Genomic DNA, 23,564 nt, shown 5'->3' with positions numbered 1-23,564 from the left:
TTGCCAGGGCTTTTCATTTCAGCTCAGACTCAGGACGGCACCACCGCCGTCTGACCACTCAAGGCCAGATCCACCAGCTCACGGTTCGCCACCGCATACATGGCGTAATCGTTACCGGTCGCGGCACGCAGCTCGTCGAGCATGGCACGCCAGCGCTCGACCATCACGCGGTGCTGTTCCAGCCACAACGCCACCCGGGCATCCATATCGTCAGGAGCATTGGCCATCTGCAGTACCGAGATGGTGATCGCCCGCTGCTGCAGGTCGATGTCATCGCGGAAGGCCTCGCGCGCCAGCGCCTGCCAGTTGCTTTCCACCGACAAGTTGCTGATTTCCTGCAGGTACCAGGTCAGGTCCAGCGCACTGCCGACCGCGAAGAAGGCTTTGGCCACTTCCGCCGGATCCCGGCCAGTGACATCGGACGCTTCAATGATCGGCAACAGGGTGTACAGGTGCGTGGTACCGGCAACCATGCGCGCCAGCAACTCCGGCACACCGGCCTCGACGAAGCTCTGGTAACGGGTCATCCAGCGCTCACGGGTTGGCCCTTCCAGCAGTTCGTCCAGCTTGAGCCCCAACTGGGCGATTTTCGGCCCGAAATGCGCCACATCACGCCCGGCATCCTGCTCATTGCGACGGCTGCGCAGGAACCAGCGCGTAGCCCGACGCCCCAGACGCATCAACTCATCCATCAGGGTCAGCTGGATATCCGCCGGCACCTGATAATCCAGGGCTTCGATCTGACGGAACCAGTGCGGCAGGTGGAAGATGTCACGCACGATCACGTAGGCACCGGCGACATTCGCCGGGCTCATGCCGGTGGACTCCTTCAGGCGCTGAACGAACGTGATGCCCATATTGTTGACCAGATCGTTGGCGATCTGGGTACTGACGATCTCGCGCTTCAGGCGATGGCGGCGCATGGCGTCGGCAAACTTGCTCACCAGCGACGGCGGGAATGCGGTTTCCATGTCGCGGGTCAGGTAGTCGTCATCCGGCACCAGCGATTTGAGCAACTGCTCCTTGAGATCAATCTTGCTGTAGGAGATCAGTACCGACAGCTCCGCGCGGGTCAACCCCTGGTTGGCGGCCAGACGCTCCACCAGCTGTTCTTCCGTCGGCAGGAACTCGATGGCCCGATCCAGTTTGCCACGGCTTTCGAGGTCCGCCATCAGGCGTTTGTACTCGGCAATGCGCTCACGGGCACGACGCGCAGCCAGCGAGAGCGCCTGGGTCTGCTTGTAGTTGTTGCCCAGCACCAGCCCGGCGACCTCGTCGGTCATGCTGCCCAGCAACTGGTTACGCTGTTTTTCGGTCATGTCGCCAGCCTGCACCACTTCGTTGAGCAGGATTTTGATATTGACCTCGTGGTCGGAGCAGTCCACGCCACCGGCGTTGTCGATGAAGTCGGTATTGGTGGCACCCCCATTGAGGCCGAATTCGACGCGCCCCAACTGCGTCATGCCCAGGTTGCCGCCCTCGCCCACCACTTTGCAGCGCAGTTCGTTGCCGTCTACGCGCAGCGCATCGTTGGCCTTGTCGCCGACATCGGCGTGGCTTTCCTCGCTGGACTTGACATAGGTGCCGATACCACCGTTCCACAGCAGGTCAACCGGCGCCTTGAGCAGCGCATTGAGCAGCTCGGTCGGGGTCAGCTTGTCAGCATCGATGGCGAAGCGTTCTTTCATCTGCGGCGTAATCGCGATGCTTTTCGCGCTGCGCGGGAAAATCCCGCCACCTTCAGACATGATGCTGGTGTCGTAGTCGCTCCAGGCCGAACGCGGCAGGTCGAACAGGCGCTTGCGCTCGGCGAAGCTGCTGGCGGGTTCCGGGTTCGGGTCGATGAAAATGTGCAGGTGGTTGAACGCGGCCACCAGTTGCAGTTTCTCGGACATCAGCAAGCCGTTGCCGAACACGTCGCCGGCCATGTCGCCGACGCCGACCACGGTGATCGGGTCTTCCTGGACATTGATGCCGCGCTCACGGAAGTGGCGCTGCACGCCAACCCAGGCTCCACGGGCAGTGATGCCCATCTTCTTGTGGTCGTAACCGGCCGAACCACCGGAGGCAAAGGCATCTCCCAGCCAGAAGCCGTAGTCGATGGCAATGCCGTTGGCGATGTCGGAGAAGGTCGCGGTGCCTTTGTCGGCCGCGACGACCAGGTACGGGTCGTCATCGTCGTGACGCACGACATTGGCCGGCGGCACCAGGGCGCCGTCCTTGAGGTTGTCGGTGATGTCCAGCAGACCGGAAATGAAGATCCGGTAGCAGGCAATGCCTTCAGCCTGAATATCATCACGGCTGCCGCCCAGCGGCAGGCGACGCGGCAGGAAGCCGCCCTTGGCGCCTACCGGCACAATGACCGAGTTCTTCACCTGCTGGGCTTTTACCAGGCCCAGCACTTCGGTACGGAAGTCTTCTTCACGGTCCGACCAGCGCAAGCCGCCACGGGCCACATTGCCGAATCGCAGGTGCACACCTTCAACACGCGGTGAGTACACGAAGATCTCGAACTTGGGCACCGGCTTGGGCAGTTCAGGAATCAGCTTGGGATTGAACTTGAAGCTGAAGTACGACTTGATCTGGCCCTGGGCGTCGGTTTGGTAGTAGTTGGTCCGCAGGGTCGCCTTGATCAGGTCCAGATAGCGACGCAGGATGCGGTCTTCGTTGAGCACCTGTACATCATCGAGCGCGGTGAGGATGGCCTGTTCCAGGCGCAGTTGCTTGTCATCCAGGTCTTCACTGGAAAGCTTGCGCGCCAGGTAGAAGCGGGTCTTGAACAACCGCGTCAACTCGCGGGCGATATCGGTGTGGTTGTTCAGGGTGCTGGCAATGTAACCCAGGTCGAAGCCCAGGCGGATCTGCTTGAGGTAGCGCGCATAGGCCCGCAGCAACGCCACGTCGCGCCATGGCAGGCCAGCGGTCAGCACCAGGCGGTTGAATGCGTCGTTTTCCGCATCGCCCTTGACGATGTGGACAAAGGCATCCTGCAAGGTGTCGTTGAGCTGCTGGATGTCCAGGTTCAAGCCTTCGCTGTAGGTGAAGGCAAAGTCATGGATCCAGAACTCGCGGCCATTGGCGTGGCGCAGACGGTACGGGAACTCACCGAGCACCCGCAGGCCGAGGTTTTCCAGGATCGGCAAAACGTCCGACAGCGCCAGCGGCGTGTCGGCGTGGTAGAGCTTGCAGTGCAACTGCTGTTTGCCGGCCTGGGTCAGCGGCTGGTAGAAGCTCATCACCAGCGGCTTGCGATCGGACAGGGTCAGCACATGCTGCATGTCGACCACCGCCGAGTGCGCAGCAAAGCGCTCGCGGTAGCCGGCGGGGAAGCCCTTCGGAAAGTCAGCAAGGATATTGGTGCCCTGGGCTTCGCCGAAGCTTTCGACAGTCAGGGTGGCGTAATCGTCCTGCCACGAACGGCAGGCCTGGATGACTTCGTTTTCCAGCTGCAGCGGGTCGATATCGATGCGGTTCTTCGGGTCGACGCGCAAAATCAGCTGCACACGCGCCAGCACCGACTCGGAGAAGAAGGTCCAGAACTCGCAATCGCTGGCTTTCAGGCGATCCATCAGCACCTGCTGGATCTTCTGCCGCACTTCGGTGGAGTAGATGTCACGCGGCACGTAGGCCAGGCAATAGCAGAAACGGCCGTACGGGTCCTTGCGCAGGAACACACGGATCTTGTTGCGCTCCTGGATCTGTACGATAGACATCACGGTGGTGAACATCTCATCCACTGGCGTCTGGAACAGATCATCGCGCGGCAGGACTTCAAGGACTTGCGCCAGCTCTTTGCCCAAGTGGGCTTTCGGATCGAAACCGGAACGGCGCTCGACTTCAGCCACCTTGCCACGAATGTAAGGGATGTTGCGCACGCTCTCGCCGTACACCGACGAGGTGTACAGGCCCATGAAGCGGCATTCCTTGATGACCTTGCCGTCGGCGTCCAGCTGGCGGATCGAGACATAGTCCGGGTAGGCCGGACGGTGCACGCGGCTCGGGTAAGCGGCCTTGGCAAAGGACAGCAGCAGTGGTTCGTTGAGGTAGTTGACCGCGTAGTCTTCGATGCGCAGGTCTTCGGCGGTCAGGCCGGCGCGCAGCAAGCGGGTCAGGCCCAGGAACGACTGCTCGTCGTAGACCAACTGGCCGCCCTCGGCATCCGCCTGGACCACAAACTCTTCATAACCGAGGAAGGTGAAGTGGTTGCCCACCAACCATTGCAGGAAGTCCTTGACCTCGGCTTTTTCCGCCTGGGCCGGGGCGTAGGCAGTTTGCTCGACCAGTGTCAGCAGCTCGCGCAGCTTGGCTTTCATCGGCTCGAAATCGGCAACCGCCACACGCACTTCGGCGAGCACCTGCTCCAGCTCGCGGGTCAGCACATTGAGTTCGGCTGCGTTGGCGCAGCGGTCAATTTCCAGGTACATCAGCGATTCTTGCGAAACGCCCTCGCCCTGAGTGCCCTTGGGCAGAATTTCCAGCAGCTCGCCCTTGGCCCCGCGACGCACGCTCAGTACGGTGGTTTGCAGGGTATGAATGCTGTAGCCGCGGCGGTTGAGTTCGGTGCGTACCGAATCGACCAGAAAAGGCAGGTCATGGTGCAGGACTTCCACCGCAGTGTGCGTCGACTGCCAGCCATGACGTTCGTAATCGGGGTTGTAGACATGAACCTGAGGATGAGCAGGATCGAAACGCTCGATAATCCGCCAGGCAGACAGGGTGCAACCGGCCAGGTCGGAAAGGCGGCGCTGGGTCAATTCGTCAAGAGAGATGATGCCGAAGAACTGTTCGGCGAACAGCGCCACTTGTGGCAGTGCCTGTTCGCTGATGTGCTGCGCCAGGGCCGCTTGCAGTTGATGCTGGAAGTCGGCTTTGCTGGCTGCGGTGAAAAACGCCATCTGTGGTACTCCGCTTGGGCTTTGTTTTTGAGTGAAGCGTCGCGCGCGTCCGCCATCTACGGATCAACGATAGCCAACCCGTAGCAGGAGGACAGTAAAACCACCAGGAACGAGTGCAAAACGCGACTCATGAGTCACATACCCCGTTCCAAGGATGGGCATCTGCAAAAACGACTGCGCCGCACGGCGCTGTGTCTTTACGGGTGACCATCGACAGCGCAGCTTAACGAGACCCCGCCCGCCCCTGCTTGCGGTGCTGCGACATATTCGGTCATTGAGGTGCAGGTGCTCGTTTATCCAGGCGCAGAAGACTGGCAGAATCGTGTTTCAACTTATTTATCGAGCCGCTCATGCAACTGACCACCGCCCTGCTCTTCGCCACCCCCTGCGATGATGAAGAAGACAACATGGCCACCCTGTGCTGCCACAGCGACAAGGGCCAGATGTTCCTCATGACCCGCTACCCGGACGAAGACCGCGTGGACATCACCCTCGACGACCACTACGCCCCCGTCGAAGGCTTGAAGGTCACCCTGAGCAAAACCCGCTTGCTGGTCGAGGTGGCGCCACTGGATGCCGACGCGCTGGGTGGCGACGATCACCTGGAAATCATCCTGAGCAGCGACGGTACCGACTTTGCCGAGGTCGAGGAAACCCTGCAGAACATCCTCAAAGGCACTGGCACCTACGTCAGCGAGCTGTAAGCGTGGCAGCGGTTTCTTGACAAGATTCCGCCCTGAAGGCATTGTCTGACAACCTGACCAATGAGCAATACCCCATGCTTGAGCTTCAGCGCCCCGACACGCTGGTCGAACGCGTCGTCGGCGCCATCCGTGCAGAGATCGATTCCGGACGCCTGGCGGCCGAATCGCGCCTGCCCACTGAACAGCAACTGGCCGAACAGCTGAATGTCAGCCGTTCGGTGGTGCGCGAGGCAGTGGCCCAGCTCAAGGCCGACGGGGTATTGATTGCCCGCCGCGGTCTGGGTTCGTACATTTCCCAGACCCCGACCGGCACGGTGTTTCGCTTTCCCCAGGGCCAGGGCCGACGCCCGGACCTGGTGCAGATGTTTGAAGTGCGCCTGTGGATCGAAACCCAGGCTGCCTCGGTGGCCGCCCAGCGCCGCGATGCCGCGGACCTGGCGCGGATGAACAAGGCCCTGCAGGAGATGCTCGACAAGCGCAGTGACTTTGCTGCAGCGGCGGCCGCCGATGTCGAGTTCCACCGCGCCATCGCCGACGCCAGCAAGAACGATTATTTCGTGGCCTTTCACGACTTCCTTCGTGGTCAACTGGCCGCTGCGCGCAAAACCGCCTGGGAAAACTCCGCCGCGCACTCGGTGGGTGGCTCGGCGGATGCCAACCGCGAGCACCAGGCGCTGTACCAGGCCATCGCCGATGGCGATCGCCACGCTGCTGCGGCCTGCGCCGAGGCGCACCTGCGCGCATCGGCCAAGCGCCTGAAACTGGAACTGCCAAGCATCGATTGAACCCTTGATATGCACGTATTAGCGGGCGCTGGTAGAAAGCGCCCTTTTGTTTGACCTACTTAGTCTGACAACCTGATAAGCAGACTCTCTGACAAGAACAACCCAAGGTGACACCTGCATGATTTACGACTACTGCATCATCGGCGGCGGCATCGTCGGCCTCGCCACCGCCATGGCGCTACTGGAGCGCCAGCCCGGTGCCTCGCTGCTGATCCTGGAAAAGGAAGCGAGCCTGGCCCGGCATCAGACCGGGCACAACAGTGGCGTTATCCATGCGGGCATCTATTACGCCCCGGGCAGTCTCAAGGCCGACCTGTGCAAACGCGGCGCCGAAGCCACCAAGGCGTTCTGCACCGAGCACAAGATCAAGTTCGATGTCTGCGGCAAGTTGCTGGTAGCCTCCACACCGCTGGAAGTCCAGCGCATGCATGCGCTGTACGAGCGTTCGCAGCAGAACGGCCTGAAGGTCGAGCGCCTCGATGCCACAGAACTGCAACGCCGTGAACCGAACATCGTTGGCCTCGGCGGCCTGTTCCTCGATGCCACCGGTATCGTCGATTACAAACAGGTGTGCCAGGCCATGGCCCGGGTCATCCAGGCCGCCGGTGGCGAGCTGCAGCTGTCGACCACCGTGCGCGCGATCGTCGAGAGCGGCGACTGCGTCACCATCAGCAGTGACGACAAAGTCTGGCAGGCTCGCCAGCTCGTTGCCTGCGCCGGCCTGCAATCGGATCGCCTGGCGGCGCTTGCCGGGGTGAAGATCGATCACCAGATCATCCCGTTTCGCGGCGAGTATTTCCGCCTGCCAGCCAGCAAGAATGACATCGTCAACCACCTGATCTACCCGATCCCGGATCCGGAACTGCCGTTTCTTGGCGTGCACCTGACACGAATGATCGACGGCAGCGTGACCGTAGGGCCGAACGCCGTGCTGGGCCTGGGCCGCGAAAACTACAAGAAATTCTCGGTGAACTGGCGCGACGTGGCCGAGTACGCGCGCTTCCCCGGGTTCTGGAAAACCATCTGGGCCAACCTGGGCTCCGGCACCACCGAGATGAAGAACTCGCTGTTCAAGGGCGGCTACCTGGAACAATGCCGCAAGTACTGCCCGTCCCTGAATATCGAAGATTTGCTGCCCTACGAAGCCGGCATCCGCGCACAGGCGGTGATGCGCGACGGCACCCTGGTTCACGACTTCCTGTTCGCCGAGACGCCACGCATGGTGCATGTCTGCAACGCCCCTTCACCGGCCGCCACCTCGGCGATCCCGATTGGCCAGATGATTGCCGACAGGATCTTCAAGACACGCTGAAACGCTGCTGCATACCATAACTACAAAGACAAAAAGGAAACCTCCGATGTCGGTACATGAGGCGGCCGTGGCCGCGACAGAAACCCCGGAACAGACTAAAAAGCGCCTGCGCAAGGTTGCTGCTGCGACCATCTTCGGCTCGATGCTGGAGTGGTATGACTTCTACCTGTACGCCACCATGGCGGCGATCGTCTTCTCGAAGGTGTTCTTCGACCCCAGCAACCCGGCCGTGGCCTCGCTGCTGGCGTTCTCCACCTTCGCCATCGGCTTCATCGCCCGCCCCTTCGGCGGCATCCTGTTCGGCTACCTGGGCGACCGCTTCGGGCGCAAACAGGTACTGGTCATCACCTTCTGCCTGATGGGCGTGTGCACCACCGTCATCGGCCTGATCCCCAGCTACGCCTCCATCGGCATCTGGGCACCGATCATCCTGGTGCTCGTGCGTATCATCCAGGGTCTCGGGGCTGGTGCCGAACTTTCGGCCGCTGCCGTCACTTCCTACGAGCATGCCAGCGAAGGCAAGCGCGGCAGCCAGGGCGCCTGGCCGGCACTGGGCCTGAACCTGGGGCTGCTGCTGTCGTCGCTGACCGTGTACGTGCTGACCATGAACGGCAACGACTTCCTGCTCTCTGGCGGCTGGCGCATCCCGTTCATCTGCAGCATCGTGCTGGTCGCTGTCGGCCTGTGGGTGCGCAGAAGCATTCCGGAAACCCCGGACTTCAAAGAACTCGACAAAGCACCGAGCAAAGCCCAGGTGTCGCCGCTCAAGCTGCTGTTCAAAAACGACCTCAAGGGCCTGGCGGTGGTGTTCTTCGTGGCGATCGGCTACAACGCCCTGAGCTACATCTTCAAGACCTTCTCGCTGGCCTACCTGACCCAGTACAAAGGTGTTGAAGCCCATGTCACGTCGCTGTCGGTGACCATTGCCAGCCTGGTGGCGATCATCGCCGTGCCGTTCTTCGGCTGGCTGTGCGACAAGTGGAGCAGCAAGACCGTGCTGATGCTCGGCGGGATTTTTTCGGTGTTGTTCGCCTACCCGTTCCTGGCACTGCTCAACACCGGCGAGCCGATGATGATCTACCTGGCCATCGCGATTGGTACCGGCCTCCTGGCGCCAATGATGTTTGCCCCGCAGGGTTCGTTCCTCAGCCGGCAGTTCCCGACCCAGACTCGCTCTTCGGGCTTCGGTACCGGCCGCGAGATCGGCACTGCCGTGGCCGGTGGCCTGGCGCCGCTGGGCGGCCTGGCGCTGGTTGCAAGCTCCGCCACCCACTCCACCGACGGTGTGGCGGTCATCCTCGCGGTAGCGGCAGTGCTGGTGGTGGTGTTTGCCCTGTGTGACCAGGGCCGCAAGCACTCCAGCTTCAAGAACTGACAGCCTGCAGGAGCGGAGTTATCCGCGATGGGGCGCGTAGCGGCCCCAAAGAAGGGACTGCCATGCAGTCCATCGCGGCGGTCCGGCGTCCCGGTGAATCCGCTCCTACGGGCCGGGTACGCCGGGTATTCGCACAAAATTACACGCCGCCGTTAGTCGCCAGGGCCCCGGATAGATTAAAGTGTCATCCCCTGCCCGGGCGCTTTTACGCCGCACGCCCTGGCCTAAGTCCAGGAACCTTCATCGATGGAACACCGTGAGGCGCTGATCGCGCTGCGCACCTTTCTTTCCACCCAGATCCTTGGCCAGGAAAAACTCGTCGAGCGCCTGCTCATCGTGCTCCTGGCCGACGGCCACATGCTCGTCGAAGGCGCGCCCGGGCTGGCCAAAACCAAGGCCATCAAGGAACTGGCCGAAGGTGTCGAAGCCGAGTTCCATCGCATCCAGTTCACTCCCGACCTGCTCCCGGCCGATATCACCGGTACCGAGATCTACCGCCCGGAAACCGGCAGCTTCGTGTTCCAGCAGGGGCCGATCTTCCACAACCTGGTGTTGGCCGACGAAATCAACCGGGCACCGGCCAAGGTCCAGTCGGCCCTGCTTGAAGCCATGGCCGAGCGCCAGGTCAGCGTCGGGCGCAGCACCTACGAGCTGTCGCCGTTGTTCCTGGTGATGGCCACACAAAACCCGATCGAGCAGGAAGGCACCTACCCGCTGCCTGAAGCCCAGCTCGACCGTTTTCTCATGCACGTGAAAATCGGCTTCCCGGACGCGTCGGTAGAACGGCGTATTCTCCAGCAGGCCCGTGGCGAAGCACTCAATGGCGAAGCCAAGCCCGAACGCCGGGTGAGTCAGCAGGCGATCTTTGCCGCGCGCAAGGAAATCCTCGGCCTGTACATGGCCGATGCGGTAGAGGAGTACCTGGTCCAGCTGGTCATGGCCACCCGTACCCCGGCCAAGTTCGACCTGGAGCTGGCCGACTGGATCGCCTATGGCGCCAGCCCGCGCGGCTCCATCGCCCTGGACCGCTGCGCACGGGCCCATGCCTGGCTGGCCGGACGCGACTTCGTCAGCCCGGAAGACATCCAGGCGGTGCTGTTTGACGTGCTGCGCCACCGCATCATTCTTTCCTTCGAGGCCGAGGCCGCCGGGATCGATCAGGACCGGGTGATTCAGCGCATCCTCGACGTCGTCGCTGTCGCCTGACGCCATGCCCGAGCAACTGCTGGCCGCACCCGGCATTCGCATCAGCCTCGCCGAGCTGATCGAAATGCGTCATCGCGTCCGCGAAGTGCAATTGTTTTCGCGTCCCGGCCAGCGCAGCCCGCTGGTGGGCCTGCATCACTCGAAACTGCGTGGGCGCGGGGTCGACTTCGATCAGGTACGGGTCTACCAGGCCGGCGACGACGTTCGCAACATCGACTGGCGAGTAACAGCACGTACCCAGGAGCCGCATACCAAACTCTTCCATGAGGAGCGCGAGCGGCCGATTTTCATCCTGGTCGAACAGAGTCAGCGCCTGTTCTTTGGCTCAGGACTGATGTTCAAGTCGGTGCTCGCCGCCCAGGCAGCCGCATTGATCGGCTGGGCCGCGCTGGGCCATAACGACCGTATCGGCGGCTTGGTGTTCGGCGACAACGAGCACTACGAAATCAAACCACGGCGCAGCAAGCAAAGCCTGTTGCAGCTGCTCAACCGTCTGGCCAGGGTCAACCAGTCGCTGCACACCGAAGCCCAGCCCCAGGCCGACAGCCTCGGCCTGGCCCTGCGCCGCGCCCGTGAGGTGCTACGCCCGGGCAGCCTGGCCATCATCATCTGCGACGAGCGCGCCCTGACGCCGGCGGTGGAACAGCAACTGAGCCTGCTGTCCAGGCACTGCGACCTGCTGTTGCTGCCGCTGTCCGACCCGCTTGACCATGCCCTGCCCGCGGCCGGCCTGCTGCGTTTTGCCCAGCACGGCGCACAGCTTGAGCTTGATACTCTCGACCCCACCCTGCGCCGCAGCTACCGTCACCAGAGCGAGGCACGCATCGAGCGCTGGGAGATGCTGGCGCAAAAACTGCGGGTGGTGCTGATGCCGCTAAGCACCCAAAGCGAAATGATCGAGCAACTGCGCGAATACCTCAATGCGCAACGACCGGGGAAAGCCCCGTGAACGAACTGGAACAACTGCAGCCATTGATCACCCCGCCGGCCATCGGCTGGTGGCCACTGGCACCTGGCTGGTGGCTGCTCCTGGCATTGTTGCCGCTACTAGGCTGGGGCGCGTGGCGCCTGCGCCACTGGCGGCCCGGGAAAAAGCCGATTGTGCGTGCCGAACTGCCGCTGGACCCGATTCGCGTCGAAGCCCTGGCTGAATTGGCACGCCTGCCCAAGCCGTATAATGGTGAACCGGCCGGCGCCTGGTTGCAGCAGATCAACGCCCTGCTCAAACGCCTGTGCCGCAATCATTATCCCGGCAGTCACAGCCATACACTCAACGGCCGCCAGTGGCTGGCGTTTCTCGACAACCGATGCCCGGCTGCCGGCCTGACCCGCTGGATGGTGCTGGTCGAAGGCGCCTACAAGCCTGAATGCAAGCTCGACGACAAAGCCATTGCCGGGCTCTATCAGGCGGTCGACACCTGGATCCGCAAACATGTTTGAACTGGCCTGGCCGTGGGTTTTCCTGCTGCTGCCGCTGCCCTGGCTCGCGCGGCTGCTGCTACCGGCTGCCGACAGCGGCGAGCCGGTGCTCAAAGTCAGCTTCCTCAACGAGCTGGAAGGCCTGGCTGGGCGCCGTGCCCGCCTGAACCTCCCCACCTGGCGCCAACAGGCGCCCTTTGTGCTGGTCTGGCTGCTGTTGCTGTGCGCCGCTGCCCGCCCGCAGTGGCTGGGTGAGCCGCTGCCGGTTTCGGCCAGCGGCCGCGACCTGTTGGTAGCCGTGGATGTCTCCGGCTCCATGGACTTTCCCGATATGCAGTGGCAAGGCGAAGAGGTCAGCCGCCTGACCCTGGTCAAGGCGCTGCTTGGCGACTTTCTCGAGGCTCGCCAGGGCGACCGTGTCGGCTTGATCCTGTTTGGCAGCCAGGCCTATCTGCAGGCGCCACTGACCTTTGACCGGCGCACGGTGCGCACCTTTCTCGACGAAGCACAGGTTGGTATCGCCGGCAAGAACACCGCCATCGGCGATGCAATCGGCCTTGCGCTCAAACGCCTGCGCCAGCGTCCGGCACAGAGCCGGGTGCTGGTACTGGTCACCGATGGCGCCAACAATGGCGGCCAGATCCATCCACTGACTGCGGCCCGTCTGGCAGCCCAGGAAAACGTGCGCATCTACACCATCGGCATCGGTGCCGACCCGCAGGAATCCGGTACTGCCGGCCTGCTCGGCATCAACCCGAGTCTGGACCTGGATGAAGCCTCGCTCAAGGAAATTGCCGAACAGACCGGTGGCAGTTATTTCCGCGCCCGTGATGGCGAAGAACTCCAGGCCATCGACGAGGCGCTCGACCGCCTGGAGCCGGTGGCTCAGCAACCGACCCAGGCACGCTCGGCCCAGGCCTTGTACAGCTGGCCGCTGGCATTGGCCTTGCTGCTCAGCTTGCTGCTGGTGGCGCGCGAGCAATGGCCGGACAATCCCCTGCAACGCCTGCTGCGCAGGCCGCACTTCCTGGCACCGCACTGGCAGTGGCGTGAGCGGCTCAAACGCCTGCGCCTGAGGAGACGCCGATGATTGCCCTGTGGCCGCAATGGTTGCGCCCGGCCTGGCTGATTGTGCTGCCGCTGCTCGCCTGGCTGCTGTGGAAACTCTGGCACCGGCAAAAACGCGCCGGGCGCTGGCAGATGATCCTGCCCCCCAGTTTCCATGCTGTGCTGTTGGGTGGCGGCAACGGCCGCGACAGTAAACTGCCGTGGATTGCCCTCGGCCTGGCCTGGCTGCTGACCGTACTGGCCCTAGTTGGCCCTAGCTGGCAGCGCCTGGAAGAAACCCGCCAGCGTCCGGCCGACCCGCTGGTGATCCTGCTCGAACTGACCCCACAGATGCTCGCCGAAGATGCCGCGCCTACGCGCCTGGAGCAAGCGCGGCGCAAGGTGCTCGACCTGCTCGAGCATCGCCGCGACAGTCAGACGGCAATCATCGTCTATGCCGGCAGTGCCCACACCCTGGTACCGCTGTCAGACGACCTGGCGACCAGCCGCAACCTGCTTGAGGCCCTCACTCCGTCGATCATGCCCCAGGCCGGCCAGCGCGCCGACCTTGCCGTCCGCAAAGGGCTGGCTTTGTTGGCCCAGGCGGGCCTCGGCCAAGGTCGCCTGCTGCTGATCGGCTCGTCCCTGAGCCCTCAGGAGCGCGAAGGTATCAAGCAGGCGCTCGGTCGCCAGGGTCCCGGTTTGTTGATGCTGGGCGTCGGTTCTGCCGAAGGTGCCCCGGTCAAGCAGGCCAATGGCGAGTTTCTCAAGGACGACCAGGGCGGCATCCTCATGCCGCGCCTGGACAGCGCGAGCCTCAAGGCATTTATCAGCAGCACCGGTGGCCGCTACCGCAATGCCCGCATCGACGACCTCGACCTGCGCGGCCTGCGCCTGTTCGACAACCCCAAAAGCCTGCGTGAAGACGGCCAGGCACTGCAACTGGACAGCTGGGCAGACCAGGGCTACTGGCTGCTATTGCCCCTGCTGCTATTGGCAGCCTGTGCCGGCCGCCGCGGCTGGCTGTTCTGCTTGCCGCTGTTGCTGGCGCTGCCGCAACCGGTGTACGCCTTCGAGTTCAACGACCTGTGGCTACGCCCCGACCAGCAAGGCCAGCGCCTGCTCGAGCAACAGCGCCCGGACCAGGCTGCCGAGCACTTCCAGAACCGCCAATGGAAAGGTGTGGCGCTGTATCAGGCCGGTGACTACGACGGTGCCGCACGCCTGTTTGCCCAAGGCAGCAGCGCTGCCGATCACTACAATCGTGGCAACGCCCTGGCACGCAGCGGGGAACTTGAAGCTGCGATTGATGCCTATGAGCAGGCCCTGGAACTGCAACCCGAATTACAGGTAGCCTTGGCCAACAAGGCCTTGGTCGAACAGGTGCTGCAACAGCGTCAGGCCGAGCAGGCCGAGCAACCGCCCAAGGACAACCCGCAGAGCGACAGCAACGCCCAGCCCGACGCCAACAGCAGCGCCCAGAGTGCCGAGGGAGAAACCCGCGAGCAATCGGCCCAGCAACCCAGCGACGCCAACAGGGACGAAAACACCTCGAGCGAGCAGGCGCAACAGCTGGCCGGCAACGGCGATGATGATGAAACCACCCGACCGCCCCAGCGCCCGCAAGGCAGCACCCTGGATGCGGAGCAGCGCCAGGCCCTGGAGCAATGGCTGCGGCAGATTCCGGATAACCCGGCAGAGCTGCTTCGGCGTAAATTCTGGTACGAACAGCAACAGCATCAGGAACCCCATCGATGAGTCGCGTCTGCGTCTTTGTGCTCAGCCTCTTCATTTGCCTGCAGGTGCAGGCCGCCGTGCTGCGCGCCAGCGTTGACCGTACCCGCCTGAACGCCGGCGAAACCCTTGAACTGACCCTGCAGACCGAAGATGTGACCCAGTTCGGCAAACCCGACCTGAGCCCGCTGGACGCCCATTTCGAAGTGCGTGACACCCGCCAGGTCAACAGCCTGAACAATGTCGGCGAACAGAACAGCGCCGGCACTCGCTGGATCATCACCTTGCTGCCACGCCAAAGCGGCAGCGTGGAGATTCCGGCCTTGCAGGTCGGCGATCTGCGCAGCGAGCCGATCAGCCTGCAGATACTTACCCAGGACGCCAGCAGCGAAAACCACGGCCCGGTGTTCATCGATGCCAGCCTCGATCAACCCGAGGTCTATGTGCAGGCCCAGGCCGTGCTGACCCTGAGCATCTACCATTCGGTGCCGCTGTACGACGACAGCAGCCTGAGCCCGTTGCAGATCGACAATGCCAAGGTCGAGCCACTGGGCGAATCGCGTACCTTCGAGAAAGATATCGACGGCGTGCGCCACGGCGTCATCGAAATGCGCTATGCAATCTACCCACAGCAAAGCGGCGACCTCACTGTTCCGGCCCTGACGTTCACTGCCACAGCCGCCCAGAACGATGCCGACCAGGAACTCAACACGCCCCGTGCAGGCAAGCAAGTACGCGTCAGTTCCACGCCACTGGTACTGACCGTCAACCCGATTCCCGCCGACTACCCGGCCAATGCCCCCTGGCTCCCGACCAGCAGCCTGACCCTGGAAGAGCACTGGAGCCCTGATCCGGCCGCGCAACAAACCCAGATCGGCGACTCCCTCACCCGAACCGTGACGCTTCAGGCCGAGGGCTTGTCCAGTGCCCAGTTGCCCCCGCTGCCAGCGACCGAAGTAACAGGCCTGCGCCGTTACCCGGACCAGCCGCAACTGCGCAACCAGGTCAACGACCGCGGCTTGCTGGGCGTGCGTGAAGAACGTGAAGCCCTGGTCCCCACCCACAGCGGCACACTGGAGCTGCCGGCCCAGGAAGTTTTCTGGTGGAACACTCGCGAAGACCATCTGGAACACAGCAGCCTGCCGGCGCGTAGCCTGCAGATTCAGGACAACCCGGCCCTGAGCGCCGACAAACCGGCCAACATTGACCCGGTCAGCGTCACCACACGCCCGCTCTGGCCCTGGCAGCTGAGCACCTTCATCTTCGCCCTGACCACCCTGCTCGGTTTTACCTTGTGGTGGCGCGCCCGTTCGCAACCGGCGGTGCTGCGCGCCGCGCAAACGGGGCCCAGCCCGCGCACCCTGCTGGATGACCTCAAGCGCGCCTGCCAGGCCAACGATCCACAGGCTACACGCCAGGCGCTGGACGCCTGGGCGCGCCAGCAACCGGAAACTCTGGCCGAAATGGCCGCCCGCTTCATCCCCTTGTCCGATGCCCTGGATGGCCTCAACGGTGCCCTCTACAGCGAAAGCGGGCACTATTGGCAGGGTGATGAACTCTGGCGTGCCATCGGCACCATCCCGGCGGCAGAACAGATCCTACCGGCCGCGAGCGAAAACGGCAGCCTGCCACCGCTGTACCCCAAATAACCCCCAGGCGTGACGCCCCGCGCGTTACGCCGGTAATCTGCGGAACCCTCCATGCGTCTGTTTCATACTTCCGACTGGCACCTGGGACAAGCCCTGCACGGCCAGGAGCGCGACTTCGAACACGCCTGTTTTCTCGACTGGTTGCTCGGCCAGCTCAAACTGCGCCAACCGGATGCGCTGCTGATTGCCGGCGACATCTTCGACACGGTCAATCCGCCGGTCAAAGCGCAGGAACGCCTCTACGACTTTATCGTCCAGGCCCATGAGCAACAGCCGAAGCTTAATATCGTGATGATCGCCGGCAACCATGATTCGGGCTCGCGCATCGAACTCCCGGCACCCCTGATGCGCCGCCTGCGCACTCACGCCCTGGGCCGGGTACAGTGGCTGGATGACGGTGTGCTGGACAGCGAGCGCCTGCTGATCCCGCTGACCAATGCGCGCGGCAAAGTGAGCGCCTGGTGCCTGGCCTTACCTTTCCTGCGCCCGGCCGAAGTAACCGGTCCCCACCTCGGTGACGATTACCTGCGGGGCATTGCTCAGGTTCACGAGCGCCTGATCGAAGCCGCCCTTGAGCGACGCAAACCCGGACAAGCGCTGATTGCCGTGAGCCATGCGCACATGGCCGGTGGTTCGGTGTCAGAGGATTCCGAGCGCAGCCTGATCATCGGCAACGCCGAAGCCTTGCCTGCCAGCTTGTTCAGCAAAGACATCAGCTATGTCGCCCTCGGTCACTTGCACAAGCCGCAGCGAGTCAACCGCGAGGAACGCATCCGCTATAGCGGCTCGCCGATTCCACTGTCGTTCTCGGAAATCGCTTACCCGCATCAGATCCTTGAGATCGAGCTCGATGGCAGCACCCTGACCAGCGTCGAATCGCGCCTGATCCCGCGTGCCGTGCACTTGCAACGCCTGGGGCCAGCGCCGCTGGCAGAGATACTTAAACAACTGGCCGAGCTGCCGGTGGTCGACCTGCTCGAAGACCCGCAACGCCAGCCATGGCTGGAAGTGCGCGTGCGCCTGGACGAACCGCTGCCAGACCTGCGCCAGCAGCTGGAAAACGCACTGCAGGGCAAGGCGGTGCGCCTTGTACGCATCGCTGCCGAATACGCGGGCAACCGCGAAGGTGAAGCGCTCGATGACGCCGCCTTGATGGAGCTGGGCCAGATGACCCCACAGGAACTGTTCAGCCGCGCCTGGACCCAGGCTTACGGTAACGCCGTGGATGAGCAGACCCTGGCCGACTTCGCGCTGTTGCTGCAGGACGTTCAGCAGCAAGAGGAGCAGCCATGAAAATTCTCGCCATCCGCCTGAAGAACCTGGCCTCCCTGGCGGGCCCGTTTGAGATCGATTTCACCGCTGAACCGCTGGCCAGCGCCGGCCTGTTTGCCATTACCGGCCCCACCGGCGCGGGCAAGAGCACCCTGCTCGATGCCTTGTGCCTGGCCCTGTTTGGCGCGGTGCCGCGCTTGAGCAACATTGGCCGGGAAACCAAGCTGCCGGAAATCGACAGCGACATTCTCACCAGCGACCCGCGGACCCTGCTGCGCCGCGGTACCGGCAGCGGCTTTGCCGAAGTCGATTTCGTCGGTCTCGATGGCCGCCGCTACCGTGCACGCTGGGAAGCCAACCGCGCCCGCGACAAAGCCAATGGCAAGCTGCAAGGCAGCCGCCAAAGCCTGCATGACCTGGACAGCGAGCAACTGCTGAGCAACCAGAGCAAGGGTGAATACAAGCAACTGATCGAGGCCTGCCTGGGCCTGAATTTCGAGCAGTTCACCCGCGCCGTGATGCTGGCCCAGAGCGAATTCAGTGCCTTTCTCAAGGCCGACGACAAGGACCGCAGCGAGCTGCTGGAAAAGCTCACCAACACGGCGATCTACAGCCAGTTGGGGCGTCGCGCCTACAGCAAGAGCAAAGAGGCCGAGGACGCCCACAAGGCCCTGCAGGATCAAGCGGCGGGTGTCATGCCGATGGCGCCTGAAGCACGTGCCGAACTCGACCAGCGCTACGCCGGGGCGCTTGAGCACCTCAAAGGCGAACAGGCTCAATTGCGTCAGCTCGAACTGCAACGCGCCTGGCTGACCGAACTCAAGCAACTGCAAGCCCAGGTGCACAGCAGCAGCGAACAATTGCGCAGTGTCCAGCAGCACAGTGACAGCCTGCAGGGCGAACGCCTGAACCTCGCACGCCTGGAACACCTGGCGCCGCAACGCCATCAGTTCGCCCGTCTGCAAACCTTGGGCAGCCAGCTTTCACCGTTGGCCGCCAGCATCCGTGCGCAACGCCTGCAGCACGAAGCGCTGCAGGCCGGACAACACCAGCTACAGACCGAGCAGCAACTGGCGCAACAGGCACTGGCCGAGGCCCTGGCGCAACAGGCGGAGCGGGCGCCCCTGTTGCGCCAGGCCTTCACAGAACAGAACAGCCTGACCCGCCTGTCACAGGAACTGGCCAATTGTGCCGCGCTCAAGCAACAGGCCGAACAGGCCAGCGCCGAAGGCCAGCAGCAATTGGCAAGTCTGTCCGAACAGCAGCGGCTAACGGAAGAGCGCCTGACCCAGATCAGCGAGCAGCTCACCCACAGCGCAGCCCTGGCAGGCCTGGGCGATGCCTGGAACGCTTACCGCGATCGACTGCAGCAGCTGATGCAGCTAGGAAACCGCCTGAACCAGGGGCGCGCCGAACTGCCCGGCCTGCAGGCGCGCACCCTGCAGGCAAACACCACGCTGGACGAACAGCGTGCCGCCATCGCCCTGCTCTACCGCGAAGCCCAGGCCGAGCCCGATGCCCTGGCCGAACAGATCGGCCTGCTGGGCGAACTCCTGCAAAAAAACCGCCAGCAGCAACGCCAGGTGGAAGACCTGAGCCGTCTCTGGCACCAACAGCAGGATCTGGAGCAGCGCCTGACGGCCCTGCGCGAACGCCAGCAGGCGGCCCTCAAGCAGCGCGAGCAACTGATCAGTGAAGGCCTGAACGGCAAGAACCAGCTGACCGCCGCTGAACAGGCGCTGAACATCACCCGGCAATTGCTGGAACGCCAGCGCCTGGCGCGCAGCCAAAGCGTCGAAGAGCTGCGCGCACAATTGCAGGATGACCAGCCTTGCCCGGTCTGCGGTAGCCAGGAACACCCCTATCATCAGCCCGAGGCCCTGTTGCAGAGCCTGGGCCGCCATGATCAGGATGAAGAACACAATGCCCTGCAACAGGTCGATGCGCTGAAAAAACAGCTCGACGAACTGCGCACGCAACTGGGTGGCGTCAACGGTCAGATCAAAGAGTACCTGCACCAGCAGGAGCAACTGGCCGAGCAGCTTCAGCGCCTGGCCCCGAGCGTGCAGGCCCAGCCGTTGTATGCGGACCTGGCCGGCCAGGACAGCCGCCAGCAATCTGCCTGGCTCGAGCTGCAGGAGCGGCGTCTGGCGGATGACATCAGCCGCGACGAACAGCGCCAGAACGCTCTGTTGACCCTGCAAAAGGATGCCGCACGCCTGCAACAGCAGCTGCAGGCGGCGATCGAAGCCAGCCAGCAGGCCAGTCAGCACCTGAGTCAACAACAGCAAGCCCTGGACAACGACGAGCAACGCCTGGAGCAGGAGCTGGCGAGCTTCGCCACCGTGCTGCCGGCCGACGTGCTTGACGACCTGCGTCGCGAGCCGACGGACACCTTTCTGCGCCTGGACCAGCAACTGGCGCAACGCATGGACCTGGTGCAACGCCACAAGGACGAGCAACTCGAACACAGCGAGCGCCAGCAGGCACTGGACAAGGCCCAGGTACTGCAAGAAGGCCGGGGCCAGAAGCAACAGGAACTGCAGCAGCAATTCACCGAATTTGAGCGCCAGCAGCACAGCAGCCAGACCAGCCTCAGCGGCCTGCTCGGCGAGCACGCCGGTGCCGAGCAGTGGCAGCAGCACCTGGAGCAGGCTGTAGAACAGGCGCGCCAGCAGGAAGCGCTCAAGGTCCGGCAGTTGCAGGAAACCCAGGCGCAACTGATCGAGCTGACGACCGAACTCAAGGCCAAGGACGAGCGCTTGATCGCGCTTGAACAGGAGCACGGCGAGGTCCGTACGCAGATCGAGCAGTGGCGCCAGCGTCACCCCGAACTGGATGACAGCGGCCTGGAACAATTGCTCGCCCTCGACGACAACGCCGTTGCCCAGCTGCGCCAACGCCTGCAAGACAGCGAAAAGGCCCTGGAACAAGCACAGGTGCTGCTCAACGAGCGTCAGCAACGCCTCGACCAGCACCAGGCCCTGGTAACGCTCGAGTTACCGGAAGATGAGCTGGAGCAATCGCTCGAGGTCCTGCAAGGTCAACTCGCCAACAGCGAGCAGCACTGCGCCGAACTGCGTGCCGAGCAGGCCGATGACCAGCGTCGCCAGCAGGCCAACCAGGCCCTGGCCGAGCAAATCACCCAGGCCTACGGCGAATGGCAGCGCTGGGCCCGCCTCAATGCCCTGATCGGTTCGGCCACCGGTGACACCTTCCGCAAGATCGCCCAGGGCTACAACCTCGACTTGCTGGTGCATCACGCCAATGCCCAGCTGCGTCAGCTGGCCCGCCGCTATCGTCTGAAGCGCGGGGGCAGCCTGCTTGGCCTGCTGGTGCTGGATACCGAAATGGGCGACGAGCTACGCTCAGTGCATTCATTGTCCGGTGGCGAGACCTTCCTGGTGTCCCTGGCCCTGGCGTTGGGCCTGGCGTCGATGGCGTCGAGCACCCTGCGTATCGAATCGCTGTTTATCGACGAAGGCTTCGGCAGCCTGGACCCGGAGTCGCTGCAGCTGGCCATGGACGCCCTTGACGGCCTGCAGGCTCAAGGTCGCAAGGTCGCAGTGATTTCCCACGTGCAGGAAATGCACGAACGCATCCCGGTGCAGATCCAGGTGCGCCGTCAGGGCAATGGCTTGAGTTCGGTGGAGGTCAGTGGATGATTCTCTACTCGTTCCGTCGCTGCCCTTGGGCCATGCGCGCGCGCCTGGCCTTGCGTTACAGCGAGTGTCCGGTGGAAGTCCGCGAAGTCAGTCTCAAGGCCAAGCCGCCCGAGCTGCTCGCGCTGTCACCCAAAGGTACGGTGCCGGTGTTGAGTGCGGACGATCAGGTCCTCGATGAAAGCCTCGACATCATGCGCTGGGCCCTGGCCCGGCATGATCCGCAGGACTGGTTGCTACACGCCGATCCGTCCGCAGCGCAGGCAGCCGATGCCCTGATCGTGCGCAATGACCGCGACTTCAAGGCCCAGGTCAACCTCTACAAGTACGCCGAGCGCTACCCGCAACATACGCGTGAGGATTATCGCCAGCAGGCGCAAGCCTGGCTGGAGGAACTTGAGGGCCTGCTGACGCAGCGCCCCTACCTGTTCGCCGATCATCCAAGCCTGGCCGATGCCGCGTTGCTGCCATTGATGCGCCAGTTTGCCGGAGTCGAACCGGACTGGTTCGCCAGCGCGCCCTACCCGCACCTGCGAGCGTGGCTGCGGGGCTGGCTGGAGTCGGCGCTGTTCAAGGCAATCATGGCGCGTTGAGTCTCATCGCCGACAAACCGGCTCCCGCCGGTTACAGCGCCAGAATCGGCGAAGAATAAAGGAACAGCAGTACCGCCAGGATGCGCCATTTCATGTCTTTATCCCCTAAGGACAAGTGTCAATAAATTAGCGTCAAATTCAATCATATGGCGGTATGCCATTACCAGAATATTTACACGTCTCAGTGCTGCGACTTGTGATCCAGCGCCGCATAGAAATTGGCACTCTGCTGCAGGTACTTTTGCGTGTAGCTGAGGGTGGAGGATTTGCGTTCGCTGATTTCAACCTGCGCGTGGGCAGGCAATGCCACCGAAGCAGAAATGGCAGAAGCGGCAATGACCGGGAAGAGATTGAAGTTCATGGCGCTGACCTCGAAGTCTGTGGTTTGAAGTGGCCGTTGCCGGCCGTGGTTCAAACGTACGCCGCTCACGCGGCGCACAGAAATTCATTGCAGCAGTAGCTATTATCGAGGCGATTGATAGTCAATCGAGAAACTTGAGGTCCGACGGCGCATCCTGGACCAGCTTCTGCACAGTTTCACCGAGCATGCCGCTACGCGGATCGCGGCGGATGACCACGATTTCGTTGCTCTTCTGGTTGGCCACCAGCAGGAACTTGCCCGTCGGGTCGATAGCGAACTCGCGTGGGTGGTCACCCTCGACGCTGCGTCGCTGCACCTGCATCAACTTGCCGCTGTCGTCATCCACCGCAAACACCAACAGTTCGTTAGCCGTGCCGCGGTTACTTACATACAAAAAACGGCCGTCCGGCGACAGGTGCAAGGCGCCCGCAGCTTTCGCCGAAGCATCGTTCTGCTCGGTCAGTGGCAGTCGCTGACGCTCGGTCAACGCACCATCAACATGATCGAAGACCACCACCTGCGCGCTCATTTCCAGGGTCAGGTAGGCATGCTTGCCATCCTTGCTGAACAGCAGATGCCGTGGGCCGCTGCCCGGAGGCAGGTCAACAGCAGGCATTTTGGCAGGGCTCAGGGGGTGCTTGGGGCTGGCGCCGTCATACTGGTAGACGAACACCTTGTCCGCTCCCAGATCGCTGGCAAACACGTAATGCCCATCTGGCGAAGACACCACTGAATGCACATGGGGCCCGGCCTGGCGCTGCGGATTGGCACCGCTGGCCTTGTGCTGGTCCTGCTGCACCGAGTCGCCGAGTTTTCCGTCCTTGGCGACCGGCAGCACACTCAAGCTGCCACCCGGCGTCGGCTGTACACCGTAGTTGGCCACGAACAGGTAACGCTGGTCATGGCTGAGGCTGGCATGCGTGGGTTCGTCGCCCGCACTGCTGACCTGATTGAGGGGCTTGAGGGTGAAATCTTTGGCACTGATGGAAAAACTGCTGGCCTGGCCTTTACCCGCACCATTTTCATTGACCGCAAACAGCAGCTTCTGGTCAAACGATATGGTCAGCCATGACGGGTTTTCGCTCTTCAGCACCTGCAGCGGCGGAGTACCGATCTGCCCGCTATCGCTGTCGAACGCATAGCGATAAAGACCTTCACTGGCACCGTCGGTGTAACTGCCCACCAGCAACTGCGCGCCGTGAGCGGTGGCAAACACACTCATGGCACTAGCGATCAGCAGGGTCGTCAGCTGGCGTTTCATCGTCATCCTCGTCCGGTGCACGAAAGGCACTCATACAGACTAGTCGATGCTCGGCGGTGTCGGCAGCGATCAGCCAGTCTTCGCCCTCGGCACGCGCCGCAGCGATCTGTTCCGGGCTGAACGACCATTTTTTCAGGGCACGACCGTCCATGCACTCGATGTGCAGGCCGGTATCGTCATAGGTGAAGTCAAAGGCATGCAAACCGTCGACAAGGAGCATGTCGCAGGACTGCAAGACGAGGGAAAGGGTTGTCATCGGGCGTCGCCATCAACAAACAAAGAGCGACAG

General features: G+C 62.9%; 17 protein-coding genes. 13 read left to right on the top strand and 4 right to left on the bottom strand.

Going from position 1 to position 23,564, the window contains the following annotated elements; translation table 11 throughout:
* Window positions 1-29: 29 nt before the first annotated feature.
* Window positions 30-4,895 (bottom strand): NAD-glutamate dehydrogenase, encoded by a 4,866-nt coding sequence (locus DM813_RS25035; RefSeq protein WP_128326084.1) that lies wholly within the window; start codon window positions 4,893-4,895, stop codon window positions 30-32.
* 350 nt (window positions 4,896-5,245) lie between these two features.
* Here DM813_RS25035 and DM813_RS25030 point away from each other — a divergent pair, with 350 nt between their 5' ends.
* The 13 genes from DM813_RS25030 to DM813_RS24970 all read left to right on the top strand — a co-directional run bounded on the left by DM813_RS25030 (window position 5,246) and on the right by DM813_RS24970 (window position 21,653).
* Window positions 5,246-5,599, top strand: a complete 354-nt coding sequence (locus tag DM813_RS25030) for a hypothetical protein (protein WP_128326083.1) — start codon at window positions 5,246-5,248, stop codon at window positions 5,597-5,599.
* Between the two features lie 74 nt (window positions 5,600-5,673).
* Window positions 5,674-6,384, top strand: a complete 711-nt coding sequence (locus tag DM813_RS25025) for a FadR/GntR family transcriptional regulator (protein ID WP_128326082.1) — start codon at window positions 5,674-5,676, stop codon at window positions 6,382-6,384.
* A gap of 118 nt (window positions 6,385-6,502) precedes the next feature.
* Window positions 6,503-7,696 carry an L-2-hydroxyglutarate oxidase gene (gene lhgO / locus DM813_RS25020; RefSeq protein ID WP_128326081.1) on the top strand — a complete coding sequence of 398 codons (1,194 nt, stop codon included), beginning with the start codon at window positions 6,503-6,505 and terminating at the stop codon, window positions 7,694-7,696.
* Between the two features lie 46 nt (window positions 7,697-7,742).
* Window positions 7,743-9,071 carry an MFS transporter gene (locus DM813_RS25015; RefSeq protein ID WP_128326080.1) on the top strand — a complete coding sequence of 443 codons (1,329 nt, stop codon included), beginning with the start codon at window positions 7,743-7,745 and terminating at the stop codon, window positions 9,069-9,071.
* Between the two features lie 246 nt (window positions 9,072-9,317).
* Window positions 9,318-10,277 carry an AAA family ATPase gene (locus tag DM813_RS25010; protein WP_045187310.1) on the top strand — a complete coding sequence of 320 codons (960 nt, stop codon included), beginning with the start codon at window positions 9,318-9,320 and terminating at the stop codon, window positions 10,275-10,277.
* 4 nt (window positions 10,278-10,281) lie between these two features.
* Window positions 10,282-11,226, top strand: coding sequence for a DUF58 domain-containing protein (locus tag DM813_RS25005; protein ID WP_128326079.1), 945 nt, complete (start codon window positions 10,282-10,284; stop codon window positions 11,224-11,226).
* The gene (locus tag DM813_RS25000; RefSeq protein WP_128326078.1) at window positions 11,223-11,717 is read left to right on the top strand and encodes a DUF4381 domain-containing protein; all 495 of its coding nucleotides are present in this window, start codon (window positions 11,223-11,225) and stop codon (window positions 11,715-11,717) included. Before DM813_RS25005 ends, DM813_RS25000 begins: the two co-directional genes overlap by 4 nt.
* A complete protein-coding gene (locus DM813_RS24995) occupies window positions 11,710-12,786 on the top strand; it encodes a vWA domain-containing protein (RefSeq protein ID WP_128326077.1) in 1,077 nt (358 codons plus the stop codon). The genes DM813_RS25000 and DM813_RS24995 overlap by 8 nt, the downstream gene beginning before the upstream one ends.
* A complete protein-coding gene (locus DM813_RS24990; RefSeq protein WP_128326076.1) occupies window positions 12,783-14,501 on the top strand; it encodes a vWA domain-containing protein in 1,719 nt (572 codons plus the stop codon). Before DM813_RS24995 ends, DM813_RS24990 begins: the two co-directional genes overlap by 4 nt.
* Window positions 14,498-16,126 carry a BatD family protein gene (locus DM813_RS24985; RefSeq protein ID WP_128326075.1) on the top strand — a complete coding sequence of 543 codons (1,629 nt, stop codon included), beginning with the start codon at window positions 14,498-14,500 and terminating at the stop codon, window positions 16,124-16,126. The genes DM813_RS24990 and DM813_RS24985 overlap by 4 nt, the downstream gene beginning before the upstream one ends.
* Before the next feature lie 51 nt (window positions 16,127-16,177).
* Window positions 16,178-17,419, top strand: a complete 1,242-nt coding sequence (locus DM813_RS24980; RefSeq protein WP_128326074.1) for an exonuclease SbcCD subunit D C-terminal domain-containing protein — start codon at window positions 16,178-16,180, stop codon at window positions 17,417-17,419.
* Window positions 17,416-21,063: an AAA family ATPase gene (locus DM813_RS24975; RefSeq protein ID WP_128326073.1), complete on the top strand. Its 3,648-nt coding sequence runs from the start codon at window positions 17,416-17,418 to the stop codon at window positions 21,061-21,063. The genes DM813_RS24980 and DM813_RS24975 overlap by 4 nt, the downstream gene beginning before the upstream one ends.
* Complete coding sequence (locus DM813_RS24970) at window positions 21,060-21,653, top strand: glutathione S-transferase (RefSeq protein WP_128326072.1); 594 nt, start codon at window positions 21,060-21,062, stop codon at window positions 21,651-21,653. The genes DM813_RS24975 and DM813_RS24970 overlap by 4 nt, the downstream gene beginning before the upstream one ends.
* A 181-nt stretch (window positions 21,654-21,834) precedes the next feature.
* Here the strand turns inward: DM813_RS24970 and DM813_RS24965 are convergent, their stop codons facing one another.
* From DM813_RS24965 to DM813_RS24955, 3 genes are all read right to left on the bottom strand, one after another.
* Window positions 21,835-22,014: a hypothetical protein gene (locus DM813_RS24965; RefSeq protein ID WP_038616324.1), complete on the bottom strand. Its 180-nt coding sequence runs from the start codon at window positions 22,012-22,014 to the stop codon at window positions 21,835-21,837.
* A 121-nt stretch (window positions 22,015-22,135) separates the two neighbouring features.
* Window positions 22,136-23,275, bottom strand: coding sequence for a lactonase family protein (locus DM813_RS24960; protein ID WP_128326071.1), 1,140 nt, complete (start codon window positions 23,273-23,275; stop codon window positions 22,136-22,138).
* The gene (locus DM813_RS24955; RefSeq protein WP_128326070.1) at window positions 23,241-23,531 is read right to left on the bottom strand and encodes a DUF5629 family protein; all 291 of its coding nucleotides are present in this window, start codon (window positions 23,529-23,531) and stop codon (window positions 23,241-23,243) included. The genes DM813_RS24960 and DM813_RS24955 overlap by 35 nt, the downstream gene beginning before the upstream one ends.
* Window positions 23,532-23,564: the final 33 nt, after the last annotated feature.

Source organism: Pseudomonas alkylphenolica (assembly GCF_004025535.1).
GTDB classification, from domain to species: Bacteria; Pseudomonadota; Gammaproteobacteria; order Pseudomonadales; family Pseudomonadaceae; genus Aquipseudomonas; species Aquipseudomonas alkylphenolica_A.
This window is presented reverse-complemented; position numbering and strand designations above follow the sequence as displayed.

What these genes read in the sequence shown, in the direction of transcription:
- DM813_RS25035 (WP_128326084.1), bottom strand. Translation starts at nt 4,895, where the DNA reads ATGGCGTTTTTCACCGCAGCCAGCAAAGCCGACTTCCAGCATCAACTG.
- DM813_RS25030 (WP_128326083.1), top strand. Translation starts at nt 5,246, where the DNA reads ATGCAACTGACCACCGCCCTGCTCTTCGCCACCCCCTGCGATGATGAA.
- DM813_RS25025 (WP_128326082.1), top strand. Translation starts at nt 5,674, where the DNA reads ATGCTTGAGCTTCAGCGCCCCGACACGCTGGTCGAACGCGTCGTCGGC.
- lhgO (WP_128326081.1), top strand. Translation starts at nt 6,503, where the DNA reads ATGATTTACGACTACTGCATCATCGGCGGCGGCATCGTCGGCCTCGCC.
- DM813_RS25015 (WP_128326080.1), top strand. Translation starts at nt 7,743, where the DNA reads ATGTCGGTACATGAGGCGGCCGTGGCCGCGACAGAAACCCCGGAACAG.
- DM813_RS25010 (WP_045187310.1), top strand. Translation starts at nt 9,318, where the DNA reads ATGGAACACCGTGAGGCGCTGATCGCGCTGCGCACCTTTCTTTCCACC.
- DM813_RS25005 (WP_128326079.1), top strand. Translation starts at nt 10,282, where the DNA reads ATGCCCGAGCAACTGCTGGCCGCACCCGGCATTCGCATCAGCCTCGCC.
- DM813_RS24995 (WP_128326077.1), top strand. Translation starts at nt 11,710, where the DNA reads ATGTTTGAACTGGCCTGGCCGTGGGTTTTCCTGCTGCTGCCGCTGCCC.
- DM813_RS24990 (WP_128326076.1), top strand. Translation starts at nt 12,783, where the DNA reads ATGATTGCCCTGTGGCCGCAATGGTTGCGCCCGGCCTGGCTGATTGTG.
- DM813_RS24985 (WP_128326075.1), top strand. Translation starts at nt 14,498, where the DNA reads ATGAGTCGCGTCTGCGTCTTTGTGCTCAGCCTCTTCATTTGCCTGCAG.
- DM813_RS24980 (WP_128326074.1), top strand. Translation starts at nt 16,178, where the DNA reads ATGCGTCTGTTTCATACTTCCGACTGGCACCTGGGACAAGCCCTGCAC.
- DM813_RS24975 (WP_128326073.1), top strand. Translation starts at nt 17,416, where the DNA reads ATGAAAATTCTCGCCATCCGCCTGAAGAACCTGGCCTCCCTGGCGGGC.
- DM813_RS24970 (WP_128326072.1), top strand. Translation starts at nt 21,060, where the DNA reads ATGATTCTCTACTCGTTCCGTCGCTGCCCTTGGGCCATGCGCGCGCGC.
- DM813_RS24965 (WP_038616324.1), bottom strand. Translation starts at nt 22,014, where the DNA reads ATGAACTTCAATCTCTTCCCGGTCATTGCCGCTTCTGCCATTTCTGCT.
- DM813_RS24960 (WP_128326071.1), bottom strand. Translation starts at nt 23,275, where the DNA reads ATGAAACGCCAGCTGACGACCCTGCTGATCGCTAGTGCCATGAGTGTG.
- DM813_RS24955 (WP_128326070.1), bottom strand. Translation starts at nt 23,531, where the DNA reads ATGACAACCCTTTCCCTCGTCTTGCAGTCCTGCGACATGCTCCTTGTC.